We start from the raw sequence: 23,978 nt of genomic DNA, 5'->3' as shown, positions 1-23,978 counted from the left end.
GTAATGGATTTCTCATCAAATACTGGCATGATTCAATCATAAGAGTATGCCCCTCCTTCGCTAAAGCTACGGAAGAGCAGGGCAGTTGTTTCTGCGCACTCAACAAATATAATGAAAATATATGGATACTCAAGAACCAATACAATCGACTGGATGTTGCGAACCGTTTAATCCTGAGCTCTGGCAGAATAAGGAGATAATTTGGAAAGATAAACTTTTTGTGAAAGATCATATTACTAGTTTTTTACATATGCCGATTAATATGGGAGCTAGAGTTATTAAAAACTTGGATCTCATTGAAAAGGCGGGCGCTAAGGCGTCTCACCAATTAATGTTAACGGATGAGAAATCTCTTTGGGGCGCAGATATTTATGTCGACGTTTCTAAAGATGTGCCGGGAGCGCAGATGGCTACGCTTTCAGGAACATTTCTAACGAAAGTTTTCGAGGGGCCATATCAAAATGCTGGTAAGTGGGCCAAGGAGATGAGGGACTACATCAAATCTAAGGGTTCCGACATAATGAATTTATATTTCTCGTATACCACTTGTCCGAAATGTGCCAAGGCATATGGTAAAAACTACGTGGTATTATTCGCACAAATAGATCGATAATTTACATAAGGAAGCATGGTGGAGCAAAATACTATTAATAACCAAGAATCTATTACTAATCCTGAAGGATATGAGAGGATGCGTTTTTTACTTACAGAGGTTGGCCTAGATATAGCGAAGATAAGGCCGGATATTGTTAGTCGCTTGATCTTATTAGCGGAATTAACTAAAACCGTCGAAGACGAGCATAACGCCATTCACTTAGCCAGGGCTGTGTTCGCTTGGTATGAGAATAATAGACCAGAGGAACGGTGGACCGAACGAGAGCAAAAAACAGTAATTATCGGTACGACTTTTTCGGACGTCGGTAAAACTGGACCAAGGGTAGCAAATTTCGAGCAGCAAAAGATGATCGCGACTATATACTCAATCGACAGTAAGGATTGGGGTGGTGGCGAAGATAAGCTTTCTGTGGCAAAATATCTAGAAAAATATTTTCCAGATGATCATACAGAGAGAGTTGGTGTCTACGTGAGTATGGGATTAGATCCAGAAATGGTGATGAGAAAATTCTGGGATATGCATGCCGAGTGGACACTCCAGATAATAAGCGGCGATGGGGTTCCGGCAGAAGCAGTCGTCGCCGCAGCAAGTCATCACTTTATTCAGGGTATTAATCCCGAAGGTATTATCGCCGCCGACGGAAGATTTACAAAATATTTTGGCGAAAATTTATCATTCGATAGGCCCGAGAAATTAATTTGCGTATTGGATGTATACGATGCTTTTAGAAGGAGAGGCCATATGACCCATGAGCAGGCGATTGTAGCTCTCAGAAAAAAGATAGACTCGAGCACGTCTTTCTCTGGAGATAAAGGATTTCATGAGCTTATTGACGCGGTTGATTTTACGAATCGGCAGTAATCGTGGTATAATTTTCGGGTTGTTATGGCGCCTGTAGTTCAATGGTAGAACGCCGCTCTGTGGAAGCGGTCACGAGGGTTCGATTCCCTTCAGGCGCCCAGAATGATTTAAATTGGAATCGAACGCCGGAGCGTTGTCTTGCGAGCAATGGGCGAGCGAGATCACGAGGTGGTGGCTAGACCGAGTCGTCGGAAGGCGACGAGAGTCGAAGCCGATTCCCTTCAGGCGCCCCCCAGATGTTAGAAATATTAATACCCCTAGCTATATTTGTTTTGTTTTTCGTTGCGGAGTCTATTAATAAGCTGAGCGAAATCCAGTTTACCGTATTCGCCATATTTTCGGTTGTTCTCATATGGTTATTTAAATATAACTCTGGAGAGTTTTATTTGTATTTTGTGGGAGTTATATTGGGAGTAGTTATCGAGATAGGTATGCGCACATTAGGTTATCAGCAGATTTGGCCTAAGGCGCATCTTTTCGGTGTGCCTTACTGGCTCCCACTTATTTGGGGAGTAGGATTTGTTGTTATAGCTAGAATAGGAATATTTTTAAGAACCATATAAATTTATGATAATGCCCGGGCACTTAGCGGCTGGATATTTGATGACTGTCGGAATAATCAAATTCTTTAAGCCGGAGCTTGATGCTAGTCAACTTAATTGGTTGCTCATTTGGGGAACTTTTTTTGGTATGATCCCAGACCTGGATGCTTTCTACGTATTTTTCAAGAATAGGGAGATGACGTTCAAGAGAGAGGAAGTTGACCATAGAATGTTCATCTCTCACGCGCCGCTTCTTTGGTTGGTTCTGTGTGGGCTGGTAATATTTATTAGCCAAGATCTATTTATACGATATTTAGGCATCGTTCTTCTTGCTGGGGTGTTCTCCCACTTCATTCTAGATTCCTTACAATATGGAGTTATGTGGCTATGGCCATTTAAAAAAGATCACTACTCGATTAAGAATACAGATCTAAAACTGGGGCTAGTCAATGATAGATTTTTTAATTACTGGTTTAGATTTATTAGATGTTATTACGATAAATTTACTTTAACTTTTTGGTGCGAGATTGTGGTGACCGCTGTTGGCATGATTGTGTTTCTGAAGACATATTTATTTTAGCATGCCTTAAGAAAGCCGCCCTTCCTGGGCGGCTTTCTTTGTATTAGTAAATGTATTCCCAGCTGTGCATCTTGTCTCGATCTTCGGCCCAAGTAGCGCCGATGTCTGTGCGGTAGAACATGTTTAGAATCATAATGTTGTCGATCCTGTTGTAGGTCATACGGCGAGCATCTTCCATCGTCGTGCCCGATCCCGTAACAACCAAATCGTATCCGCAAGTGCCATCTATCTTCCAATCACCATCGACTATTTTTACATCGCCTAGATGGACGCCTTCATAATTGGGCTTTTTAAATAGAATAGATGTGTCGTTGTAAATCGCCAACTCGGACTTATCGTCATACGGAAATGGTGGAGTGGCAACCACGACGCCGACTTGGAATCCTTTTCTTGTGCGCAATTCATAGGATTTATGGTTGGCAATGGCATGAAAAAATTCTCCCCAATCGTTCAGTATCCCTTCTTGCTGAATGGAGATCGTAGGGTAACCGAAACGGCAGGTGAACTCTAGCGGATAAATGCCACGAGCGTTTACTATGCAATTAATATCAATGTATCCGACATATCCAGAGGCGCGCAGAGGTTCGAGCATTTTTTCAAGAGTTGATCGGAAAAAATTATTTGGACCGCACCAGAACATCGAAGTACCCATTTCGCCAGTCATGGGGCCAATCTCTCCGGGGAAAAGTCTTTTGTGCTCAAAGGCGATGTTTAGGGGCATTATAAAATCTTGACCATTAAAAAACGCAGCACAACCGACCTCGACTCCAGAAGCATATTTCTGTAGCTGAAAAGATTTTATTTTTTTACCTAGTACGGTTTTATTGCTGGATAGAATTTGATGTAAATCCTTGCCATCTTCTTCTTTGCCTATAAATAGAAGGCCTTTCCAATCGGAAGAGACGTCAAGAGAAGGCTTGTAAACATAGCGGCCTGGGTTCTCGGAAATAAATTTCAGGGCCTCGTCGTAGTCACTAAAATCCCAATGCGGAAGAATATTCATGCCCATTCTTTTCATCTCTGATTGTCCGAACTCTCGATCGTCTTCTAATCTATCGGTATAGGAGCTGCCACCGATTACAGCTTTTCCTGCCTTTCTTAACTTGTCAGCTTGATCGCCAAACCAGATGTCATCAAAGACAATAACGTCAGCCCAATCTACGAAAGATTTCCAGTCGTCTACTTTTTCTAAGATACCATCGTAGACATTAGTTCCGCCGAGATCTTTTATGTAGCATTTGACTTCATGGCCTTCTTTCTTTATTTGCCAGGCCAAATCTCCACTCAAGCTTTCCCAGCTTATAAAAAGAAATTTATATTTGGGTTTTTCAGGATGCCCGTTTACTGTTTCGCCGCGAGGCGAGCCGTTGCCATTTCCATTTCCGTTCGATCCATTTTGTTTTACCTCTCCGTTGGACATGTTCTTAGTTTCTAATTTAGAAAAATTTTTGAAATAAAATTTTTAATTTCGAAAATTATTATTGAACAATTAAATATTATTCCTTTGAAAAAATATTACAAGAAAAATTGTGGTTAAAAAAATATTTTGTTACTCTTGGGACGTGAGGATAATAGATAACGTAGAAGAAGAAAGAGAACTTATCGAATCTTCGATAAGTAAATTTGGATATTCGCCTGATCACAATTTTGATTGGTTAAAGAGCTGTTCGAACGATGGTAGCCCCGCCTTCGTCGTCTGGAAAGACGGCGAAGGCGTTTGGTTTTATGTAAACAAAAAGACTAATCAGCACGTGATAGTAGCCGATCCCATCGCTCCAACGAATGTCCAGGACAAAATTTTGAAAGAATTGTGCGATTATGTTTTAGGTCAGAGTATGACGATATATTTTCTTGATGTTCGTGAGTCCGTGCAAGATTTCGCGATCAAAAATTACAGAGATAAGTTTAAACCAGACTATGAAATTGTTTGGCCGGTAGTAGATATGGCCACTTGGAATCCAGAATTACCGGGGAGTCATTTTAAAGAACTACGAAATGCTCTTAGCAAATTTAATCGTGAGCATGCGGTCAAAATCTCGGAAACGAGCGAGTTATCCAAAAAAGATTTGCACGACATAGTCGATCGATGGTTCGCTAGCCGTGCCAGAGTAGGCATAGCGGTTCTCCCTGAGCGTTATCATGACATGATAGATAATAATTTTGGCGGTACGAAAAGTTCGAGAGTTATGATCGTCGATAACAAGCCGGTAGGATTTAATGCTGGTTGGGAGACGTCGAATAACCCGAGCGAATGGTCAGCGAGTATCGGTATTCACGATTACTCAATTAAAGATTTGGGAGTGGCTCTTTTATATGAAGATTTAGTTTGGATAAAAAATGCCGGATACAAGAGTTGTGATCTTGAGGGTAGCGATTCTCAAGCGCTAAGATTTAAGACTCAATTTTTCAATAAATTCGAAACCTATAAAACTTATACTTTCTATATTAAATAAAAAAACAGCCACTAGGTGGCTGTTTTTTCTGCTTGGATTTCGTTGAGGATCTTGCGAACTGCCTCTAGACTGTCCCAATCGTGAATTGAGAGGGGAAGTATATTTTTATTTAATTTTTTGAGCTTTGTGATTATCTTTTTTAATTCAATTGGTTTGATTAGGTCTGATTTTGAGATGAAGACGTATTCCTTCTTGTTTAGTAGTTCCTCTTTGTAGGCTCCAAGTTCTGCGCGCATTACCTCATAATCGGTAACTGGGGTCTCTGACTCGGCTGAGACGAGGTGGAATAGAACCTTAGTTCTCTCTACGTGTTTTAAAAATCTTATGCCAAGACCCTTGCCTTCATGGGCACCTTCAATAATTCCAGGAATGTCAGCTAAGATCAATCCGTAATAAGAACCAAGATGCGCTTCGAGAGTTGTGAATGGATAATTAGCGACCTTACTCTTGGCTTTTGTGAGTTCATTAATCAGAGATGATTTACCAACATTGGGCATGCCAACTAGGCCGACATCGGCAATAAGTTTTAATTCTAGTCTAAAATTATATTTCTCACCTTTTGTTCCGGGCTGAGATTGCTGTGGGCTAGTATTGGTCGAAGATCTAAAATGGAAATTACCTCTACCGCCACGGCCACCTTGCGCGATTAAAACTCTTTCGCCGATTTTAGTGACTTCAATCTCTCTCTTGGTCGTTAGATTCTTAGCTACTGTACCAACCGGAACCTTAATGGTTATGTCTGCTCCGTCGGGGCCATCGTTTAGATGGTGGCCACCATTCTTGCCATCAATGGCTTCAAAAGTCTTGGCAAACTTAAGTTTAGTTAGGCCACCGATATCGGCAATTCCTTCTAGCCAAACACTGCCACCTTTGCCGCCACGACCTCCGGTTGGCCCAAGGGCCATTTTTATTTTGCTAAAAGCGACGGTGCCATGACCGCCATTTCCGGCTCTAACGCGTATTTTTAGTTCATCGACTAACATAGTAGAAACAGTATACACTATTTACTAAACTATGGAAATATGTTGGAATAGAACTAGTATTTTGAAAAGGGAAATCAATATGGCCCACGACATTATTGAAGATCTTCTTGGTGGCAATAGTATGCTGGGTGTCGTTAATCAATATGCTAGTCCTTGTCGTTGTCTCTGCCATCAACCTGGCTGGAAAGGCAACAAGGCCGGCGAATGTCCTAATTGTCGCTGTGCTCAATGTCCTACCTGTGAAAATTATTTTGACATCTTAGCTATTGATCTCCATGCTTTATGTGCTCATCCGGAGAATACTACTGTCAGCGTGAAGGGCAGAGCTTCAAACAATACCCCGAGCGAAGATATTTTTTAGAACTTCGCATTCCTAGCCGCCTTGCAGGCGGCTTTTGATTGACTTTAATGTTTATAGTGATAATTTATCTTCGTGCTCATTGAAAGGATGACTTATGGCGGCTCTATCTAACATTGTCTCGGTTGGACAAGAATTGGAATATCCTCTCAAGCATCATCGTATGTGGCAGCTTTTTGAGTTTGGTCAGAATATCCCGAATTACATCGCTTTTCCTCCAGGAGGGATTGATTTCGATCAATTGAGAAAGTTTTTCGATGAGCGTGGTGGATTAATCTCCTGTCGAACATTTAGAGCAGATGATAAGGGTCGCGGACCATTTAAGCCAGAGCAGAAAGATTGGGATGCGATAGTCGGCTTCGTTAAAGAAACTAACCCTAATTATTTTTCTTTATTCAATGAAACGTTGCCGCGAGCCGATAATATTTATCAGGGGACGATAAGGATCTCTCAGGCATTCCAGCATGTGGAGATGCAGTTAGAATATTTGACTGGATCTGGCTATGGTAGAGACATAGAGCATGGAGATATCGATACTCTCAAGACGGCCCAAAGAAGGTTGCAGCAGCCGTGGCCAGAATGGGTGCCTGAGATTTTGAGAAACCGCGCTTTCGAATTGACGAGATTCCACTGGATTAGACCACTGATCGTGGAGTTCTCATATTATCCCTATCCAGTTGGCATGCGTAAAAGCCGATTCTTGTGTTGGGAGTGGCGTAAAGGCTAGCCTAGCCGCCTTGCAGGCGGCTTTTGATTTTTATAGGTCGTCATTTCCAGACACTATTTTTTAAGCAGGTTTTTACTTCTAAGTGCCCTTGTTCATAAATTTCAATTATTCTAAGCTAGAGACATGAATAAATTTGAAAGAAAATCCGGGATATCTAAAGTACTAAGGACTGACGCTGAAGTTTTTCAGGACTTGTACGGTGATATATTAAATAGCAACGTAACTAAGTCTTATGAAGTAGCTAAAAGTCCCGAATGGATCGAAGCTCTGGGACAGATTAATTCTTTTCTAAGAGAATTTGTCTCCGAATATGGAGGAGAGCCTATCGATGTGCCTGCCAAGAATATCCATGTGATTGATAGGCACAATCTTCCTAAAAGTGCCAGCGACAAGACCCAAGAATTTAATGGACTCTACAGCCCTGAGTCTCAGGCCATTTTTATCTTCGTAGATTCAAGTTACAGCGATCTCAAAGCCGCGATACGCGTGGTGCATGAGCTATTACATTTTAATTCCTTCCAATCTATCCAGAATGCAAGCAGAGGGAAAAAATTTCGCTTCGAGAAAGACGAAGACGACGGAGGAGAATTGGTAATTCTCGGGCCTAGAAGAATTGGTTTCGAAATTTTTTCTGAGAAAAAGAATAAAATATTTTTTCATAATTTAAACGAAGCGATAACGGAGGAATTGATGAAAAGATTTGATAAAAGATACTTCGGTAGACTGGCTCTTACTAAAAAAGAATACGAAGAAAGGGAATTAAAAAGATCAGAAATTGCCAAAAAATCTGCAGAAGATGGGAATCGTGAGATTGCGGCAGACGACTTGGCCGTGGTCAGAGATTTCAAAACAAAAGATGGCCCATCTATCAAGCTAAGAGAAGGCTACGCCTACAGCGAGGAGAGAAAAGAACTAGGTAGTCTGGTTAGAGAAATTTATGTAAAAAATTCAGATGAATTCTCTTCAGAGGAAGATGTGTTTAAATTATTTGCAGAAGCTGTAATGACGGGCCGATTATTGAGAATAGCAAGAATAATTGAAAGAACATTTGGGGAAGGTAGTTTTAAACAATTCGGAGTGGATACGTCTATTAATATGACCGAATAGCAAGTCCATATATAACGGGGATCTGTTTAAAAAATGTATAATCTAATCATGGCGAAGTTCGAGGAGCTATATAAAAAACTCAATAAGGCTCAGAAGGAGGCCGTGGATGCGGTTGATGGGCCTGTGATGGTGGTGGCTGGACCCGGAACTGGCAAGACCCAGATTTTGACTTTGCGCATCGCTAATATACTAAAGAAGACCGATACTGAACCGGAAAATATTTTAGCGCTTACATTCACAGAATCTGGCGTATCTTCAATGCGCAGACGATTAGTCGAGATTATTGGCACTCCAGGATATTCGGTGGTGATAAGTACTTTTCATGGTTTTTGCAATGACGTGATTAAAAATTACCCCGAAGAATTTCCGGCAATCATTGGGTCGCAGAATATTACTGAAGTTGATCAGATAAATATCATCGAAAAAGCCATCGATGGCCTACCTCTTAAGGATCTCAAGCCATTCGGTGATCCGCTTTATTACACGCGAGAAATTTTGAAATCTTTAAACGATCTTAAGCGCGAAGGTCTTAGCCCGGAAGGATTTAAGCTGCTAGTAGAGAAAGAGGAGAAAGACTTTACATCGATTGACGATCTTTATCATGAGAAAGGTGCACACAAGGGTAAGATGAAGGGTGAATATCAGAAAATTGAAAAGCAGATTCGAAAAAATAAGGAGTTGGCCGTGGTCTACGGATTTTATCAGAAGCAGTTGGCTGAGAATAAGATGTATGACTATAGCGATATGATTATGGAGGTTCTGCGAGAACTCAGTCAGAATCAGAATCTTTTATTGATATTGCAGGAGCAACACCAGTACATGCTAGTAGACGAACACCAGGATACAAATAATGCCCAGAATAAGGTTCTGGAGCTACTCTGTAATTTCCATCCTAATCCAAACATATTCGTGGTTGGCGACGAGAAACAGGCCATATTCAGATTCCAGGGTGCATCTATAGAGAATTTTCTATATTTCAAGAATTTGTATCCTAAGGCAAGACTAATTGTCTTGGAAGATAATTATCGCTCAACTCAAAATATTCTAGATTCGGCCCATAGTATCTTGGCCGGAGATAAGCAACTACAAGCTAATATGAGATACGAAGAGGAAAAGATAAGGCTTTTATCCTTTTCAAAGCCAAAAGTTGAGGCGTATTTCGTGGCTAAAAGCATAAAGAATTTAATTTCTAAGGGCGTTGTGCCGTCCGAGATTGCCATCCTGTATCGTGACAATAAAGATGTTTTTACTTTTGCGGATATGCTTGAAAGAGTTGACGTGCCTTTTGCTATAGAATCTGATCAGGATATTTTGTCTGATCCCGATATTAAGAAGCTTATGCTGATAATGCGCCTGGTGGATAATTTCGGATCTCAGGCTAGGATACTCGAATCTATGCATATTGATTTTCTAGGTATTGATCCGCTGGACGTATACAAAATCATAAACTATTCAAACAAAGAAAAGATTCCCGTACACGATATTGTAAAACATAAGAAGAATCTTGAGCGTATTGATCTCGAATCAGCCGATAAAATTCATGATTTCTATAAAAAAGTAGCGGGGTGGGCTACGATTCAGAAAAACCAGGGCTTATCGGAATTCTTCGAGTTGATGATAAACGAGTCTGGCTTTCTAGCTCACATAATGAAAGAAAAGGACGTAGCTGAGAAGATGCAAAAATTGGATGGATTATTCAACGAGATCAAGTCATTGTTGGAGAAACACAAAGATTACGATCTACGCGATTTTATAAAATATATAGACACCCTTCAGATACATAATCTACTTATTAAAAAGAGTTTAGGCCAATCGGGCACAAAGAATATAAGACTCATGACCGCCCACAGATCGAAAGGACAGGAGTTCGAATATGTATATATAGTGAATGCTTTTGACGGCCACTGGGGTAATAAGAGGCGAACTAACCTGTTGTCTTTGCCTGCCTCGGTCTATTCTCTTGGGTTACAAAGGGCGCCCCTCAGGGGCGCCCTTTGTAAGGATAAGGATCTTGCAGATGATGATGGAAATGATGACGAGAGGAGATTATTTTATGTGGCCATAACTCGAGCTAAGAAATTGGTGACAATTACATATGCCCAGGAAGCACTTTCCGGTAAGCAGCAGATACCATCTCAATTTATCCAGGAGATTAAATCCGATCTCATAGAAACCGTCGTTGCCGATGAGTATGAAGATGGATTTGAAAGAGACAGAACAATTATGTTTACGCCAAAAGTGAAATCTGGAACAAGTATAAAAGACAAAGAATTCATAAAAGACTTATTCACTAAGAATGGGTTATCAGTTACGGGCTTAAACAACTATCTAAGATGTCCGTGGCAGTATTTCTATACTAATCTGTTACGCATACCAAAAGCCAAAGATAAGCATCAAATGTATGGCACAGCTATTCACGGTGCGCTCAAAGATTTCTTCGATAAAATCAAGGAAGGCGAAGCTAATAAAGAGATGCTATTGAGTAAGTTTGTCACATATTTACAGAGAGAACCCCTTAAGGAGAGTGATTTTGAAGAAGTGCTTCAGAAAGGAGAGAAATCGCTTTCTGGTTATTACGATAATTACGTTGGTCACTGGAGGGCTAATCTTTTGAATGAATTCAACATACCAGGGATAGTCGTTGCCGCGGACGTTAGGATTACTGGTAAGATAGATAAAATTGAGATACTGAATGACTCGGGAGAGGTGAACGTGGTTGATTATAAAACTGGTAGGCAGAAAACTCGTGGCGAAATTGAGGGTACTACTCAAACATCTAATGGTGATATAAAAAGACAGCTGGTATTCTACAATTTGTTATTGAATAATTATGCTGAAGGCAAGAAATTTAAAATGATATCGGGTGACATTGATTTCATAGAGCCGGACGAGAAGGGGAGATATAAGAAAGAAAGTTTCTATGTCACGTCCGATGAGGTCGTAGAACTTAAAGAATTAGTCATTAAAACATCTCAAGAAATAATGAATCTGGATTTTTGGGATAAGGGATGCAAAGAAAAAGACTGCGAATATTGTGCGCTACGTAAAATGATGGAATAAAAAAAGCCCTGGCGAAGAGCAGCTGTCTGCTTGCTTCGCCAGGGAGGGTGATCGAGTAGCTACTACACGGTAGCCCCGAGCCAGAAGATGATCGCCAGAATGAACGAGAGCCATCCCCACAGAGCCAAGAAGCCGTTGTGGGGGTATCGGCTAATGCCGGCAGGAGCCGTGACGCTGGTGCTCTGACCGGAATCCAGAAGGGTCTCTCTGAGCTTCATGAGAGCGTTCGTCTTCTCGAGTCGTGAGGCGTCAGGGCTGGTCGACTGGAGCTCTTTCAGTGACTCCTTGAGGTTGTCGTACCAGAAGCCCACGTCTTCGTCTGGAGTCCGATACACGATCGACGTGTAGCCGGAGGTCAGCCCATTGTCCTTGGCGTACTTGACCGCGATCTCGAGGTTCTCGGTCGCCAGCTTGGTCGTGTTGGCGTCGGCGGCCCGTTTGAGGTAGCCTCCACACCCTCGATTGAACATGATCGAGTTGAAGGTCATTGCGACGCCCCAGGCGATGAAGAGGAGCGTGAAGATGATCGCCAGAAGAGTTTTCATTTTTCCTCTGCTATTTTTGAGCATAAGCTCGTGGCATAGCTGCCTTCTTGGGTTGTGAACGAACCAGACTTATTCATATATTATAGCATGTCCAACCAGCGACTGTCAAGCGTAGTCTTTGACAAAAAATGGCACGATTGTATAATGTTGGCAGTTCTCAAACATGGAGTATGTATGGCAAAAATCATGCCACTGAATTCGGCGATACCGGAAGTAATTCGTATCGCTCTGGCTGGTTCGATCGCCGCCAGAGATATGTGGGAGTTTTGGGTTGAACCAAGCGATTTGCTCGGGGGCCTGACTCCGCAGCAGTACTGTGAGCAAATGGGTAAGACCAATTTGATAATCGCAATACAGAATGGACTTGCCGAAGAATATTCCTCTGACGATAACTCAGAAGAATAGGGCACGTATGACGAATGTGGCTTTCTTTTTGACTGGTTGGCTGTGGAACGTATTCTCAATCCTACTATCGCCAATAGTCTTGATTTATGAACTAGTAAAGGCGGGTAGACAGGGACCTATCTTTATTCTGGGCATACTCATGATCTGTCTGGCGATAACCTTTTCTGAGTTGGCTTATCTGACTAACTCAGAGCTACTTGCCTTTGGGATTATATACTTCTCTTGTGCGGTCGTGATTGGCGGAATAAAGTTATGGCTAGAGATTCACGGGTAGCTGATAAGCTACCCGTTTTTGTTTCTCTAGCAAGCGGCGTCTATTTGACTTGATTCGATATGATTAATATTATTACACAATCTTTGACAATGGAGGTTTGGATGAAATTAAGGCTAGTCTTAATCTTGTTCATTCTAGCCAATATAGCCGATTTCGCCTGGACGTTTTTCTATTTAAGCATAGGCATCCCAGAATTGAATCCTTTTCTGAAGCTGTTAATGCAAAAGATTGGCGTCTTGCCGGCGATGATATTACTAAAACTTGTTGCTCTCATCGGCGCCTTATTCATATATGGCGTGGCCGAAGAGAGATTACCTACTAAAGGAGAGTCAAGACATGCTAGGTTGGCTTTTCTGGCATTAACCGCCATCTCATTAATTGTAGTAATGTGGCATTTGTGGGGGTTCTCAAGGCTTGTTTGTTGACACAATCTAATTGTACGTGTAAAATAAACCAAGCACTTCGGTTCTTTCATGTGGGAGGTTACTGTGGTAACTGAAACAGTTCTGTTTGGAGCTTTTTTATTTATTCGGAGGAGGCTTCGAGAGATGAAAAAGTTCTGGATAAATTATAGGGAGTTCAGGCGTATAATTAAGGACAACGAACGATTGTCCAGGGAAGTTCAACTTCTGACCGATAAGAAGAATTCTTTGACGGCGTACGTTTTGTTTTTGGAAAGAAAGCATTTTCCCGATACTTGGCGTACTGAACGCATTGATTTTCTGATGAAGATAAAGGCGGGGAGAGTCGGCCAATCGGTGGTTAGCCCTGAGCAAGATATATCCGAAGGAGATATTACTGAATCCGCGACACCATAGGTGTCGCTTTTTTTATTGTAAAAAACAGTGATAACTGATAAATTATCATCATAATCAAGAAGCAATGAATAAAACATTTTCTTATCTGCTGCTACTAATTGGCTTAGTTCTGATAGTTTATTTCTGGTCACTGAATTCTTGGATTTTAATGGATTCCAATATTTCTCTCGCCATGGGCCGGCTGGCTGGTTTAGTCCTAGTCTATTCGTTGTTGTTGCAACTGGTACTTATTGGCCGAACTGGTTGGCTGGAAAAGATCTTTGGCATGGATAAACTAGCTCGCTTCCATCATTGGAATGGAGTTGGGACTCTTGTCATGCTCTTAGCCCACCCAATCTTGCTGACCGTAGCTAAGTCTGGAGATTCTGGATTTGTAGCAACTTTCATTAGATTGAATGGCGGCGATGACGTTTTAAATGGAACGATAGCGGCTATTATAATCATTGCTGTTGGAATATTAATCCCAATATTGTTAGAAAAATTAAAATATGAGATCTGGTATTATCTGCATTTACTACTCTACGTAGCTATCCTCCTCGCTTTTGGGCATCAATTAGAACTCGGCGGAGATTTTAGGGATAACGGTTTATTCGTAGTTTTTTGGTGGGTGTTATATGTATTTGCCTTTGGTAATTTGATTTTGTATAGATTCGCTAGGCCAATTTATTATTTTTGGAGACATAGTTTTGAAATCCAAAAAGTAGAAAAAGATACCGAGGAGTCCCATTCCATATATATTCAAGGCAAAGATCTCAAGCGATTTGAGTTTAAAGGTGGACAGTTTGCGATATTCAGATTTCTTCAGGAAGGGTTCTGGTATGAAGCTCATCCGTATTCGTTTTCGAGTATTCATAATGACAAATTTTTAAGAATAACCGTTAAAAATCTAGGTGATTATTCAAATAAAATTAGAGAGCTAAAAGTTGGTACTAAAGTCATTATTGATGGTCCAAATGGTGTTTTTACGACTGCTAGAGCTGGAAATCGCAAGATTCTTTTAATTGCTGGTGGAGTTGGCATTACTCCGGTTAAGGCCGTGGCCGAAGAGATGATCAAAGATAATATGGACGTGGCCTTGATATATAGCAATCGCCAGGAAGGCAATATCGTATTAGAGAAAGAGGTTGATCTATTGGCTGCAGAATACAAGAATCTGAGACTAATTAAATTTTTATCACAAAAGATGGGGCAACTTGATCCTGAGAAAATCAAGGCATTAGTTCAAGACTATAAAGAAAGGACGGTTTATATCTGCGGCCCGATACCAATGATTGAGTCATTAGTATCGGGACTCAAGGCGGCCGGATTAAGAGGTTCAAATATCATATTTGAGAAGTTCTCCTTGAGATAACGCCCGAGCATATTTATTGCTAAGGTTGGCTAATACTGATAAATTAATGTAGACATGACTCACAAAGAAATAAGAGACAAGTTTATAAAATTTTTCCAAGAGAGGGGACACAAACTTGTGCCCTCGGCCTCACTTATGCCAACTGATCCGTCGGTGTTGTTTACTACGGCTGGCATGCAGCAATTTAAATATTATTATACTGGTCAGGCCGATGCAACCAAAGATTTTGGTTCTTTAAATACGGTTACTATTCAAAAATGTGTACGTACTTCAGACATCGATGAAGTCGGCGATGAATCTCATCTGACATTTTTTGAGATGCTGGGAAACTTTTCATTTGGCGGATATTTTAAAAAAGAAGCCATTCAATATGGCTACGACTTTATCGTTAAGGAAATGGGACTAAAGATCGATTATGTCTCTGTATTTGAAGGTAGTGATGGCGTACCGGCTGATGACGAATCTGAAAAATATTGGAAAGAACTAGATCCAAACATTGTGGTTAAGAGATTTGGCAGGAAAGATAATTTCTGGGGACCGACTGGCGCCGAAGGGCCTTGTGGCCCAACCACGGAAATATATGTAAACGGGCTAGAAGTCTGGAATATCGTTTTCAATCAATATTATCAGTACGCGGACAAGAAGCTAGAGTCGCTCAAAACGCCGGGTATCGATACGGGTATGGGCCTAGAAAGGCTCGTTATGGTAAGCCAAGGCGTCTCGACTATATTTGATACTGATTTACTCCGGCCGATCATGGAATTGATTCCTAGTATGGAAGAAAGAAAGAAAAGAATCGTTACTGATCATGCTCGTGCCGTAGCGTTTATGTTGTCAGATGGCTTCAGGCCTTCCAATAAAGAAGCCGGATATGTATTAAGAAGAATAATGCGCCGTCTAATCGTTTATGCTTTTCAGTTTAAGATTGAGAAGCAGATAATTTCGAATTTATTTAGAATGGTTCAGGAAATATACGACGGTTATTATCCGGAATTGGATATTAACTTGATCATCAGTGAATTTTCGACGGAGAAAGATAAGTTCGATAACACTTTAGAGCGAGGCATGAGAGAGCTCGATAAGATTGATGACTTGAATGCGGTTAATGCCTTTCATCTTTATGAAAGTTTTGGGTTACCCTACGAAATTATCAAAGAAGTTGGTGGCGATAAGGCCAAGAGCTTGAATCGCGATAACTTTGACGAAGAATTTAAAAAGCATCAGGAACTATCGCGGGCGGGTGCGGAGAAAAAGTTTGGTGGCCACGGCATTGCCAAGGGTGACTTAACCGCCGCTAACGAGGAGGAATTAGTTATCAAAATCAAATATCATACTACCACGCATTTACTCCAATCTGCCTTGAGAAAAGTCTTGGGCAATGATGTCCATCAATCTGGCTCTGATATTAATGCCGAAAGGTTGAGGTTTGATTTTAGTTTTGATCGTAAGATGACATCCGAAGAGATAAGGCAAGTCGAGGACACAATTAATCAAGCTATATCCGATGACCTGGCTGTATCTTTTGAAGATATGAGATATCAGGATGCGATTGATTCTGGGGCGTTAGCATTTTTTAAGCTTAAATATCCAGAGATGGTGACAGTCTATACGATTGGCGATCCTGGTGATTATTTTTCGAAAGAAGTTTGCGGTGGTCCGCATGTTAGACGCACCGGCGAGATAGGCCACATTAAAATCGCAAAAGAGGAGGCCGTTTCGGCTGGTATCAGACGTATTAGGATCGTATTACAATAACTCGCAGTTGTTTCATGTCCTCGCGGGCGCATCGGGTGCGCCCGCTCTTTTTATTTGACGATCTAGGTAAATGTGCTATTGTCTTGGTAGTTTCTTGAGAGGCCAAAAACATGTCGAGACTTAGGCTCTATCTGCCCATACTGATGGTTATTTTGGCCACGATGATGTTGCTCTATTCGTGGCCAAGGACGTTGTTAGATTTCTCAATGGCGTCATTTGTGGTTTCATTTGTTTATCTTATGATGACCGGTACCGTCGGGATCCTAGCCATAAAAGGAAGAGATGAGACGATTAACGCAGACGAATTCTGGGCTAAAGTAAATAAACGCACAGCTATCCTTAGTTATTTTTTCGGCACTATTTGGCTAGCCTTATGTATCGCTTGGATATGGGTGGATACTACTTGGGGTCAGCGATTGAGAACTTTTCTGTTCGACTTCTCGAAATTCATGTTTCCATAGACGCATTTGCGTCTTTTTTTGTAACAAAAAAAGGGCCTAGGCCCTATGGAAATAATTTATTGAAAAACTCTTCAAAATTCTTCGCATATTCTGGCTTATAAATGAACATTACGATAGTCAGCCAAGCGATTCCAAACATTGCGACACTACCTTTTATGCTCGAGATAGAAGTGAGCTTGCCGAACAACAACATCATCAATAACCATACCAAGGACCATCCAATAGAGCCGAATAGGCCAAATACTGGATATGCTAGAACTATCAGAACAGTAGACCAGAACAACATGAGATTAAGACCTACAAAACGCATGTCCGCCTCCGAGTAAAACAGCTGATCGGATTGTATAGGCTTTGACATAGACCGTCAAGGCGTAAGAAAAGACCGCCGTTAGGCGGTATCGATAGATTTCGTTCGAATTATCTTAGTCATAAACGTGGCGCTTAAGATGCTAAGACCCAGGAATAACAGGGCAAAAATTGAGAAACCTATACTTGTGGAAATCGGAAGTTCGGTTTGGCATACTTGCCAAACGAGAAGGCTAGACAGTCCAAGACACATGATGATCATTAACGAGTAAGAAACGATGAGGGCTGTTTTTACCTGCATCTTATGAAGTACGTTACATGACATCTAGATTTCCCTTCAAGTAGCTGGGCAAATATTAAAACAGATGGTATAATCTGTCAACATGAACTTCTGGCAGAAATTAGTGAAAAAGAAGAAGCCATTTTTTGCATTGGCGCCGATGGCCGATGTGACCGACCCTGTTTTTAGGCAGGTGATTTTAAAATGTGGCAAGCCGGATGTTCTTTGGACAGAGTTTGTCTCGGTTGATGGCCTGTCTTCGAATAAGGGTTATAAAAAGCTCATTAGGCATTTGAAATTCTCAAAGAAAGAAAAGCCAATCGTGGTTCAGTTCTTTGGGACTAAACCAGAAAATTTTTATAAATGTGCTCAGCTGGCAGTTAAGCTTGGTTTTGATGGTATTGATATTAATATGGGCTGTCCAGTTAAGAAGGTGGCGAAGCAGGGCGCAGGTGCTAAGCTGATTTCAAATTCTGAATTGGCCAAAGAGATTATAATCGCGACTAAGCGTGGAGCTGGCTCCGGCAGTAGCCGGATACCAGTTTCGGTTAAGACTCGAATCGGATTTAATAAAATCGATACTAAAAATTGGATATCGGAGATAATAAGGGCTAAGCCTGATGCAATTACGGTGCATGGCCGGACAAGCAAGGAATTGTCGATGGTGCCAGCGCATTGGGACGAAATTGCCAAAGCGACTAAGTTAATAAAAAAAGCGGGAATTGTAGCAATTGGCAACGGTGATGTTCTGAGTGTGGGAGAAGGGATGGATAAAGCCAAGAGATATGGCGTAGATGGAATTATGATCGGGCGAGGAATTTTCCAGAATCCGTGGGTGTTTAGTGAAGGCAATTTTCCGAAGGGCATCTTTGATCCGGCATTGTCGGACGAAAAGGCGCCCTTCTCTTCTGAACGAAACAAGAGAATTAAATTGGCACTATATCATTTGAAGCTGCATGAGAAGTTTTGGGGTAAAGAGAGAAATTACGATAACATGAAAAAATTCTTTAAAATGTATATTTCGGGCTGGGAGGGCGCGAAAGAATTACGTATGGAGCTTATGATTACTAAGTCTGCGACCGAAGCCTTTACAATATTGACACGAACGAAATAAGCTGTATTATATCGGTAGCTCATTGAATGGAGTATCCATGCCTGAAAGCAAAACGCTAAGAGAAGGGCTTGCTATCTCAATTTTGGATGATATCCAAGGAGAGTCTGTGGTGGTTAAATCCGCCTTGGAGAACCTAAGAATAGCTGAAGAAGTCGTACGCAGACATGAAGCAGAATTAGCCACCCAGAAAGCCATCGTTCTTGAGCAAAAAGCATGGGTCGCAGATTCTATGGCAAAACTTAGAAAGTTAGTTATGGACAGGAAGCCTTATTATGCCGGAGCATACTGTGCTTGCGTCATTAACACTATTGGTTCGAGTGCAATATCTACGATATTGGCTACTTATGAAACGAATAGTGAGAGGACAGATTTTATGATGGGCATGATAGACTGCCTAGCTGGAGCCTCAGACAATGGATTGACATAGCCACACATAGACGCGAAAGCGTCTTTTTCTTTTGATAAAATATCAACTATCCTGGCCTTGATTCTCAGATTTTGTGGTATAATTCAGTTAATATGTCATCGACAAAGATTATAAACGTACTCAAAGATGATAAGTTCGAGGAAATATTAAATTTGTTTAAGCAAGCTTCCGCCAAGGAAGTTATTTTTATAGTTCCAAAAAAGGCCAAAGCCTTCAGTAGGCCAGAGAATTTTGCTACCTTGAGCCAAGAAGCTAACGAGAATGGTAAATCCATATCTTTATTAAGCTCAAATCCAGAAATGAATGAGATGGCTAAGAGCTACAAATTCGATATCTTGCTGTCACCGGTATCTGGGTCAAAAAAACCGTCGGCGATTCTAGCCGTCAATCAGGTTGATGATAGCTCTATTAATGATGATGATCCAGAAAATCCCGAAGTATATCATGACGAAGATTTCGTTTCTGAGAATTTAGGTGATCGTGGGTTACACGAAGAAGATGAAGACTTAGACGAAGATTTGGTAGATGTCGAAGAAGATAAAGGCGTGAAAAAAGGCAAAAAGCTTGACATCGAAGAAGATGCGCTGGAAGAGGATGATCTAGAGAAGGAAGTCGAAGAAGAAATTGAAGAAGAGGAAGACCTTGAAGAGTTGGAAGAGGAATTCGACGATAAAGATCTAAAGACTGACGATGATGAAGAGGCCGAAGAAATATCTTTTTCTGGAAGTGACCATGATTATAAAGTCGTCACAGCTATGGCTAGAAAGAATCTGGATGACATAATATCTCAATCCGATACAGATATAAAAAATTTAAAGATAAAAAGTGGCAGTTATAAGCCGATAAAGCTTGAGGTAAGAAAAGAATCGGATAGTAAGAAAGGCGGTAACGTGGACGAGATAACGGAAGTTTGGGAAAGCGAGCACCTTTGGGATAAGAGAAAGCCCGAATCAAAATTTAGCTGGTCTGGGATTTTTAGATCTAGTAATAAGTCTGCTGGCTCGTACACAAAACACAGGAACCCTTCTGGTAAAAGAATGTCAAAAGCAATAGTGGGCATTGGTGTTTTTGCGGTGGGAGTGCTTTTAGTGACTATATATATTGTTAGCGGTGCCGCCAATATTAAGATCGTACCAGCCAAAGATCCACTAAAATTAGAGTTGAAAATTTCAGCTTCTGATAAATATTCATCTGTTGATCCGAACTCCAACAAAATACCTGGGCAATTATTTAATATTGAGAAGAGTGCCTCAAAGTCTTTTCCCGCTACTGGAGAAAAAGATGTAGCCCAAAAAGCTAGAGGCAAGATTGTGGTATATAATGATTTGGCCGTCACTCAACAATTAATAGCTACTACCAGGTTCGAGACCAAGGAGGGTCTAGTTTTTAGGACTCTTAAGTCTATAACTGTTCCGGCTGCCAAATCTAGTTCTGGGACTATGGAAGTTGAAGTAATAGCTGATAAGCCGGGTATCGAATACAACATAGCCGCATCTGATTTCATCGTATCAGCTTTCAAGGAGAAGAATGACCAAGAGAAATTAAAGAAAGTATATGGTAAGTCAGTCCAGCCCATGAAGGGTGGTACGAGCGGTAAGGCTAAGGTGGTTACTGATCAGGATTATCAAGCGGCTAAAGATGTTTTGATGGAAGAGCTTAAAAGAGTCGTGGCCGAGGCGTTGAAATCTCAATCGGCCAATCTAAAGATTATTAATTCGGCCAATGTCGTGATTAAAGACACACAATCTACGGCTCAGGTAGATGAGGCAGCCGATACCTTTACTATGACTCTAACGGGCCTTATTAAAACTATTGGCTTCAGAGAGGAAGATATAGACGAATTAGCAGTTAAATATGTAGAGAAGGGCGGTACCTCTACGGTGCAGGCGGATAAACTTGATAAGAGTTACATTAATATAGCTTACGATGACGCAACCAGCACCTTAACGTTTACGACTATGGTCCGTGGCATGCAATATAAGAAGATTGATGCTGATAAGATCCTTGTCGATTTGCTGGGCAAAAAGGATTCACAAGTTAGAGATTACTTGCAGGAGCTCAAGGCCGATAAGGTTATCGATTCAGCCAAAGTAAGTCTCTCGCCTTTTTGGGTGAAAACTGTACCTAAAGACAAAGCCAAGGTTAAGATGGAGGTAGTATTTGAATAGAGTTGTAACTGTTATTTAAACAAAAAAATCGGCGCATACGCGCCGATTTGTATTCTACCAGGCGGGAAATGCTACATCTCTGGCATCAATTAATGGTTGATCCTCAAATGAGATGGAATACCCTAGGGGTTCAAAAGAAATCGCGATAACGTCGGACTCCATCGTCAGATATGGATAGAAATTTTTAAGATCAGCGAGAGCTTCTTCATGATTTGCATAGCCATCCCGCTCGAGTGTGTCCTGGCTTAGCATCTTAAGGGGAGTCTTGTCGGGCGTATTGGTGACCCGAATGAGAAGTCCTAAACCGCACGGGAACTCGGCACGAAGTATTTGTGCAAACGTAACGTCGTGGGAACCTTCCCGGTACTTCCTAATGGTTATGCGTTTTTTACCGAGAATAATTGGAATAAGGGCCTCATCCACGAAATTCAGTCTTTTCATGACTTTCTCCGTTTAAGAGCTTTGCCAAGGATATATTGGTAATTCCGACGAGTCAAGGCGTGTGGATATGGAATTTGACATTATTTAGCCTCTTTGCTAATATAAATGAGCTAAAAGTAATCTCGTCAACTGAATAAATACTCAGGGCTAGATCTCATGATTTCTAAATGGGGATCTAATCCGACATTTTATAAATGTAATATTGAGACTAATTGCCTTTCCAGTAGGTAAGGTTAATTTGTCTCGAGATTATTTAGCAAAGGATCATTGAACGAAAACCCCAAAAATAGAGTAAACGGTCAGGTTATAGAGGCTTTGCCAGGTACTACCTTCAAAGTTAAGCTTGACGATGGCAAAGAGGTTTTGGCATACTTGGCGGGCAAGATGCGCCTTAACTACATTAAAGTAATGATAGGGGACAAGGTTTCTTTAGAATTGAGCCCAGACGGTGCCAGGGGCAGGATAGTCTATAGATTTTAATAATAAAGACCATGAAAGTACGAGCGTCAGTGAAAAAAATGTGTACTAGCTGCAAATTAGTAAGACGCAAGGGGCGCCTGTATTGCATTTGCAAGATAGCCAAGCATAAGCAAAGACAAGGGTAGTAAACAGTTACCAGTTAACGATTACCAATAAAAATGGAAATTGATAACTGATAATTGATAATTCATTTAATGCCAAGAATTCTAGGTATAGTCATTCCTGATAAAAAGAAGATTGTTTACTCATTACCGTATGTTTATGGTTTAGGTTTTAGCACTAGCAGGATAATTTTAAGAACCGTAGGTATCGATGAGAATAAGCTAGCCAAAGATTTAACGACTGAGGAACTAAATAAAATCCAAAAGATAATTGAATTGAGCTATAAGGTAGAAGGAGACTTAAGAAAAGAAGTCACTGGAAACATAAAAAGATTGAAGGAAATTGGGGCCTGGAGAGGACTCAGACACGCGCACAGGTTGCCGCTGCATGGCCGTTCTAAGACAAATTCAAGAACTACCAGGGGCAACGTAAGAAGAACCATGGGCTCTGGCAGAAAACCGTCATCCGAGAAGACATAAAGAATATTAGTTAGGCCCAGACACAAGTTTTTCGAGTACGGGTTTATTTCTTACTAGAAATCACCCTCTCTCTCGCGCCAGTCGCGCTCCGAGAGCCTCTCAGAACTTATGTCTGAGTCTAACGTCTTAGTAGATTCGAGAATTTAAATAAAATGGGAAAAAAGAAAATCATCACAAAAACCGAGACTTCTGGAGCAACAGAAAGCAACGCTCCCGCAGCTCCTAAGAAAAGTAGTAAGAAACAAGTTATAAATGGTATAGCCCACATTAACGTTTCGTATAATAATACTTCTATTGCTATCAGCGATCAGAAAGGCGATATTATTGCTTGGTCATCGGCTGGTGGCTTGGGTTTTAAGGGTACCAAGAAGTCTACTCCTTATGCCGCAAATATGGTTGCTAAGGATTGTGTAGAGAAAGCTAAAAAGTTTAATCTGACCAATATCAAGATTATCGCTAAGGGAATTGGACCCGGCCGAGAATCGGCGATCAGAGGCATAGCTGGAACGGGTTTGAATGTTTTATCGATCCAGGACAATACCCCGGTTGCGCATAATGGCGTTAGGAGTAAGAAACCGAGGAGAGTCTAGCAATTAATTATCATTTTATAAAATAAGATCATGGCACGATATCTAGGACCAAGAGAAAAAGTTGAGCGAAGAGTTGGCGAGCGTCTTTTTTTGAAAGGCGATCGTTCGTATTCTCCGAAAGCTGCCGTAACTCGAAGACCATATCCGCCAGGTCAGCACACCCGAAGAAACAACAAGATATCTGAATTCGGGCAACAGTTGATGGCCAAGCAGAAAGTCAGAGCTACATACAGAATGCTTGAGAAGCAGTTCAAGAATGGCATTAAGCATGCGCTTGAATCAAGAGAAGAGCCTTACACCGAGATCATCGGAAAGCTTGAGAACAGACTAGATAATACGGTTTTCAGATCAGGATTTGCTCAATCAAGAGATCAGGCAAGACAGTTAGTATCTCATGGCCATATCTTAGTAAATGGTAAGAAAGTGAATATTCCCTCATATACGGTAAAAAGGAATGACATCATATCGGTTAGAGAGGGTAGCAAGAAGACCAAGTATTTTACAACTTTACTTCCAGTATGGTTCCCTGCATATCAGGGTCCAGGGTGGATAGAAATAAATAAAGAGAAAGTTGAGGCTAAGGTTAAGGGGCAAGCAACGCTAGAAGAAAGCGGATTAAAGATGGAAGACCTTCAGGCCGTAGTCGAATATTATTCAAGATAGTTTTATAAATAACTTGTGGGTATGTGGAGATT

At 41.1% G+C, this 23,978-nt stretch carries 29 protein-coding genes, 1 tRNA gene and 1 pseudogene; 24 read left to right on the top strand and 7 right to left on the bottom strand.

The features are described from left to right. Positions 1 to 121 precede the first annotated feature (121 nt). The 5 genes from DEG18_02695 to DEG18_02675 all read left to right on the top strand — a co-directional run bounded on the left by DEG18_02695 (position 122) and on the right by DEG18_02675 (position 2,599). Positions 122 to 613, top strand: coding sequence for a hypothetical protein (locus tag DEG18_02695; protein ID HBX58492.1), 492 nt, complete (start codon positions 122 to 124; stop codon positions 611 to 613). Between the two features lie 15 nt (positions 614 to 628). Further along, on the top strand, positions 629 to 1,477 hold the full coding sequence (locus DEG18_02690) for a hypothetical protein (protein ID HBX58491.1): 849 nt from the start codon (positions 629 to 631) through the stop codon (positions 1,475 to 1,477). 27 nt (positions 1,478 to 1,504) lie between these two features. Beyond that, positions 1,505 to 1,577: transfer RNA gene (locus DEG18_02685), tRNA-His, on the top strand. 136 nt (positions 1,578 to 1,713) lie between these two features. Continuing rightward, positions 1,714 to 2,040, top strand: a complete 327-nt coding sequence (locus DEG18_02680; GenBank protein ID HBX58490.1) for a hypothetical protein — start codon at positions 1,714 to 1,716, stop codon at positions 2,038 to 2,040. A gap of 4 nt (positions 2,041 to 2,044) precedes the next feature. After that, the gene (locus DEG18_02675) at positions 2,045 to 2,599 is read left to right on the top strand and encodes a hypothetical protein (GenBank protein HBX58489.1); all 555 of its coding nucleotides are present in this window, start codon (positions 2,045 to 2,047) and stop codon (positions 2,597 to 2,599) included. A 43-nt stretch (positions 2,600 to 2,642) separates the two neighbouring features. Here DEG18_02675 and DEG18_02670 read toward each other — a convergent pair whose 3' ends face one another. Then, positions 2,643 to 4,019: a phosphoribosylamine--glycine ligase gene (locus DEG18_02670; protein HBX58488.1), complete on the bottom strand. Its 1,377-nt coding sequence runs from the start codon at positions 4,017 to 4,019 to the stop codon at positions 2,643 to 2,645. Between the two features lie 94 nt (positions 4,020 to 4,113). On the opposite strand from DEG18_02670, the gene DEG18_02665 reads away from it, so the two are divergent. After that, on the top strand, positions 4,114 to 5,052 hold the full coding sequence (locus DEG18_02665; protein ID HBX58487.1) for a hypothetical protein: 939 nt from the start codon (positions 4,114 to 4,116) through the stop codon (positions 5,050 to 5,052). Positions 5,053 to 5,063: 11 nt separating this feature from the next. Here DEG18_02665 and DEG18_02660 read toward each other — a convergent pair whose 3' ends face one another. Then, entirely contained in the window at positions 5,064 to 6,035 is a 972-nt protein-coding gene (locus DEG18_02660; GenBank protein ID HBX58486.1) for a GTPase ObgE, read from the bottom strand. A 31-nt stretch (positions 6,036 to 6,066) separates the two neighbouring features. Here DEG18_02660 and DEG18_02655 point away from each other — a divergent pair, with 31 nt between their 5' ends. The 4 genes from DEG18_02655 (at position 6,067) to DEG18_02640 (ending at position 11,287) form a co-directional block, all read left to right on the top strand. Beyond that, a complete protein-coding gene (locus tag DEG18_02655; protein ID HBX58485.1) occupies positions 6,067 to 6,396 on the top strand; it encodes a hypothetical protein in 330 nt (109 codons plus the stop codon). A 94-nt stretch (positions 6,397 to 6,490) separates the two neighbouring features. Further along, a complete protein-coding gene (locus DEG18_02650; GenBank protein HBX58484.1) occupies positions 6,491 to 7,120 on the top strand; it encodes a hypothetical protein in 630 nt (209 codons plus the stop codon). Positions 7,121 to 7,243: 123 nt separating this feature from the next. Then, positions 7,244 to 8,227 carry a hypothetical protein gene (locus DEG18_02645; GenBank protein HBX58483.1) on the top strand — a complete coding sequence of 328 codons (984 nt, stop codon included), beginning with the start codon at positions 7,244 to 7,246 and terminating at the stop codon, positions 8,225 to 8,227. A 33-nt stretch (positions 8,228 to 8,260) separates the two neighbouring features. Next, on the top strand, positions 8,261 to 11,287 hold the full coding sequence (locus DEG18_02640; protein ID HBX58482.1) for a hypothetical protein: 3,027 nt from the start codon (positions 8,261 to 8,263) through the stop codon (positions 11,285 to 11,287). Between the two features lie 62 nt (positions 11,288 to 11,349). Here the strand turns inward: DEG18_02640 and DEG18_02635 are convergent, their stop codons facing one another. Further along, complete coding sequence (locus tag DEG18_02635; GenBank protein HBX58481.1) at positions 11,350 to 11,832, bottom strand: hypothetical protein; 483 nt, start codon at positions 11,830 to 11,832, stop codon at positions 11,350 to 11,352. Positions 11,833 to 12,006: 174 nt separating this feature from the next. Between DEG18_02635 and DEG18_02630 the strand changes: the two genes are divergently transcribed. The 7 genes from DEG18_02630 (at position 12,007) to DEG18_02600 (ending at position 16,896) form a co-directional block, all read left to right on the top strand. After that, complete coding sequence (locus DEG18_02630; GenBank protein HBX58480.1) at positions 12,007 to 12,237, top strand: hypothetical protein; 231 nt, start codon at positions 12,007 to 12,009, stop codon at positions 12,235 to 12,237. A 7-nt stretch (positions 12,238 to 12,244) separates the two neighbouring features. Further along, positions 12,245 to 12,511 carry a hypothetical protein gene (locus tag DEG18_02625; GenBank protein HBX58479.1) on the top strand — a complete coding sequence of 89 codons (267 nt, stop codon included), beginning with the start codon at positions 12,245 to 12,247 and terminating at the stop codon, positions 12,509 to 12,511. A gap of 89 nt (positions 12,512 to 12,600) precedes the next feature. Continuing rightward, positions 12,601 to 12,936 carry a hypothetical protein gene (locus DEG18_02620; protein ID HBX58478.1) on the top strand — a complete coding sequence of 112 codons (336 nt, stop codon included), beginning with the start codon at positions 12,601 to 12,603 and terminating at the stop codon, positions 12,934 to 12,936. A gap of 48 nt (positions 12,937 to 12,984) precedes the next feature. Next, positions 12,985 to 13,329: a hypothetical protein gene (locus DEG18_02615; protein HBX58477.1), complete on the top strand. Its 345-nt coding sequence runs from the start codon at positions 12,985 to 12,987 to the stop codon at positions 13,327 to 13,329. A gap of 64 nt (positions 13,330 to 13,393) precedes the next feature. After that, complete coding sequence (locus DEG18_02610; GenBank protein ID HBX58476.1) at positions 13,394 to 14,680, top strand: hypothetical protein; 1,287 nt, start codon at positions 13,394 to 13,396, stop codon at positions 14,678 to 14,680. 54 nt (positions 14,681 to 14,734) lie between these two features. Continuing rightward, complete coding sequence (locus DEG18_02605; GenBank protein HBX58475.1) at positions 14,735 to 16,435, top strand: alanine--tRNA ligase; 1,701 nt, start codon at positions 14,735 to 14,737, stop codon at positions 16,433 to 16,435. A 110-nt stretch (positions 16,436 to 16,545) separates the two neighbouring features. After that, entirely contained in the window at positions 16,546 to 16,896 is a 351-nt protein-coding gene (locus DEG18_02600) for a hypothetical protein (protein ID HBX58474.1), read from the top strand. A 43-nt stretch (positions 16,897 to 16,939) separates the two neighbouring features. Here DEG18_02600 and DEG18_02595 read toward each other — a convergent pair whose 3' ends face one another. Continuing rightward, positions 16,940 to 17,206: a hypothetical protein gene (locus DEG18_02595; protein ID HBX58473.1), complete on the bottom strand. Its 267-nt coding sequence runs from the start codon at positions 17,204 to 17,206 to the stop codon at positions 16,940 to 16,942. 379 nt (positions 17,207 to 17,585) lie between these two features. On the opposite strand from DEG18_02595, the gene DEG18_02590 reads away from it, so the two are divergent. Then, on the top strand, positions 17,586 to 18,596 hold the full coding sequence (locus DEG18_02590; protein HBX58472.1) for a dihydrouridine synthase: 1,011 nt from the start codon (positions 17,586 to 17,588) through the stop codon (positions 18,594 to 18,596). Positions 18,597 to 18,633: 37 nt separating this feature from the next. Beyond that, complete coding sequence (locus DEG18_02585) at positions 18,634 to 19,023, top strand: hypothetical protein (protein HBX58471.1); 390 nt, start codon at positions 18,634 to 18,636, stop codon at positions 19,021 to 19,023. A 64-nt stretch (positions 19,024 to 19,087) separates the two neighbouring features. Here the strand turns inward: DEG18_02585 and DEG18_02580 are convergent, their stop codons facing one another. The 3 genes and pseudogenes from DEG18_02580 to DEG18_02570 all read right to left on the bottom strand — a co-directional run bounded on the left by DEG18_02580 (position 19,088) and on the right by DEG18_02570 (position 21,632). After that, positions 19,088 to 19,297, bottom strand: a complete 210-nt coding sequence (locus DEG18_02580) for a hypothetical protein (GenBank protein HBX58470.1) — start codon at positions 19,295 to 19,297, stop codon at positions 19,088 to 19,090. A 216-nt stretch (positions 19,298 to 19,513) separates the two neighbouring features. Further along, a pseudogene (locus DEG18_02575) lies at positions 19,514 to 19,732 on the bottom strand (hypothetical protein). 1,513 nt (positions 19,733 to 21,245) lie between these two features. Beyond that, positions 21,246 to 21,632, bottom strand: a complete 387-nt coding sequence (locus DEG18_02570; GenBank protein ID HBX58469.1) for a hypothetical protein — start codon at positions 21,630 to 21,632, stop codon at positions 21,246 to 21,248. Positions 21,633 to 21,899: 267 nt separating this feature from the next. On the opposite strand from DEG18_02570, the gene DEG18_02565 reads away from it, so the two are divergent. The 5 genes from DEG18_02565 (at position 21,900) to DEG18_02545 (ending at position 23,946) form a co-directional block, all read left to right on the top strand. Then, a complete protein-coding gene (locus DEG18_02565) occupies positions 21,900 to 22,112 on the top strand; it encodes a translation initiation factor IF-1 (GenBank protein HBX58468.1) in 213 nt (70 codons plus the stop codon). Between the two features lie 11 nt (positions 22,113 to 22,123). Continuing rightward, a complete protein-coding gene (gene rpmJ, locus DEG18_02560; protein HBX58467.1) occupies positions 22,124 to 22,237 on the top strand; it encodes a 50S ribosomal protein L36 in 114 nt (37 codons plus the stop codon). A 69-nt stretch (positions 22,238 to 22,306) separates the two neighbouring features. Continuing rightward, positions 22,307 to 22,693, top strand: coding sequence for a 30S ribosomal protein S13 (gene rpsM, locus DEG18_02555; GenBank protein HBX58466.1), 387 nt, complete (start codon positions 22,307 to 22,309; stop codon positions 22,691 to 22,693). A gap of 152 nt (positions 22,694 to 22,845) precedes the next feature. Next, the gene (locus DEG18_02550; protein ID HBX58465.1) at positions 22,846 to 23,283 is read left to right on the top strand and encodes a 30S ribosomal protein S11; all 438 of its coding nucleotides are present in this window, start codon (positions 22,846 to 22,848) and stop codon (positions 23,281 to 23,283) included. Positions 23,284 to 23,313: 30 nt separating this feature from the next. After that, complete coding sequence (locus DEG18_02545) at positions 23,314 to 23,946, top strand: 30S ribosomal protein S4 (GenBank protein ID HBX58464.1); 633 nt, start codon at positions 23,314 to 23,316, stop codon at positions 23,944 to 23,946. Positions 23,947 to 23,978 lie beyond the last annotated feature (32 nt).

It is taken from the genome of Candidatus Yanofskybacteria bacterium (genome assembly GCA_003514055.1).
GTDB lineage: Bacteria > Patescibacteriota > Minisyncoccia > 2-02-FULL-40-12 > GWA2-44-9 > UBA12115.
Note: the sequence above shows the minus strand (reverse complement) of the source record. Positions and strands in the feature narration are given on the sequence as shown.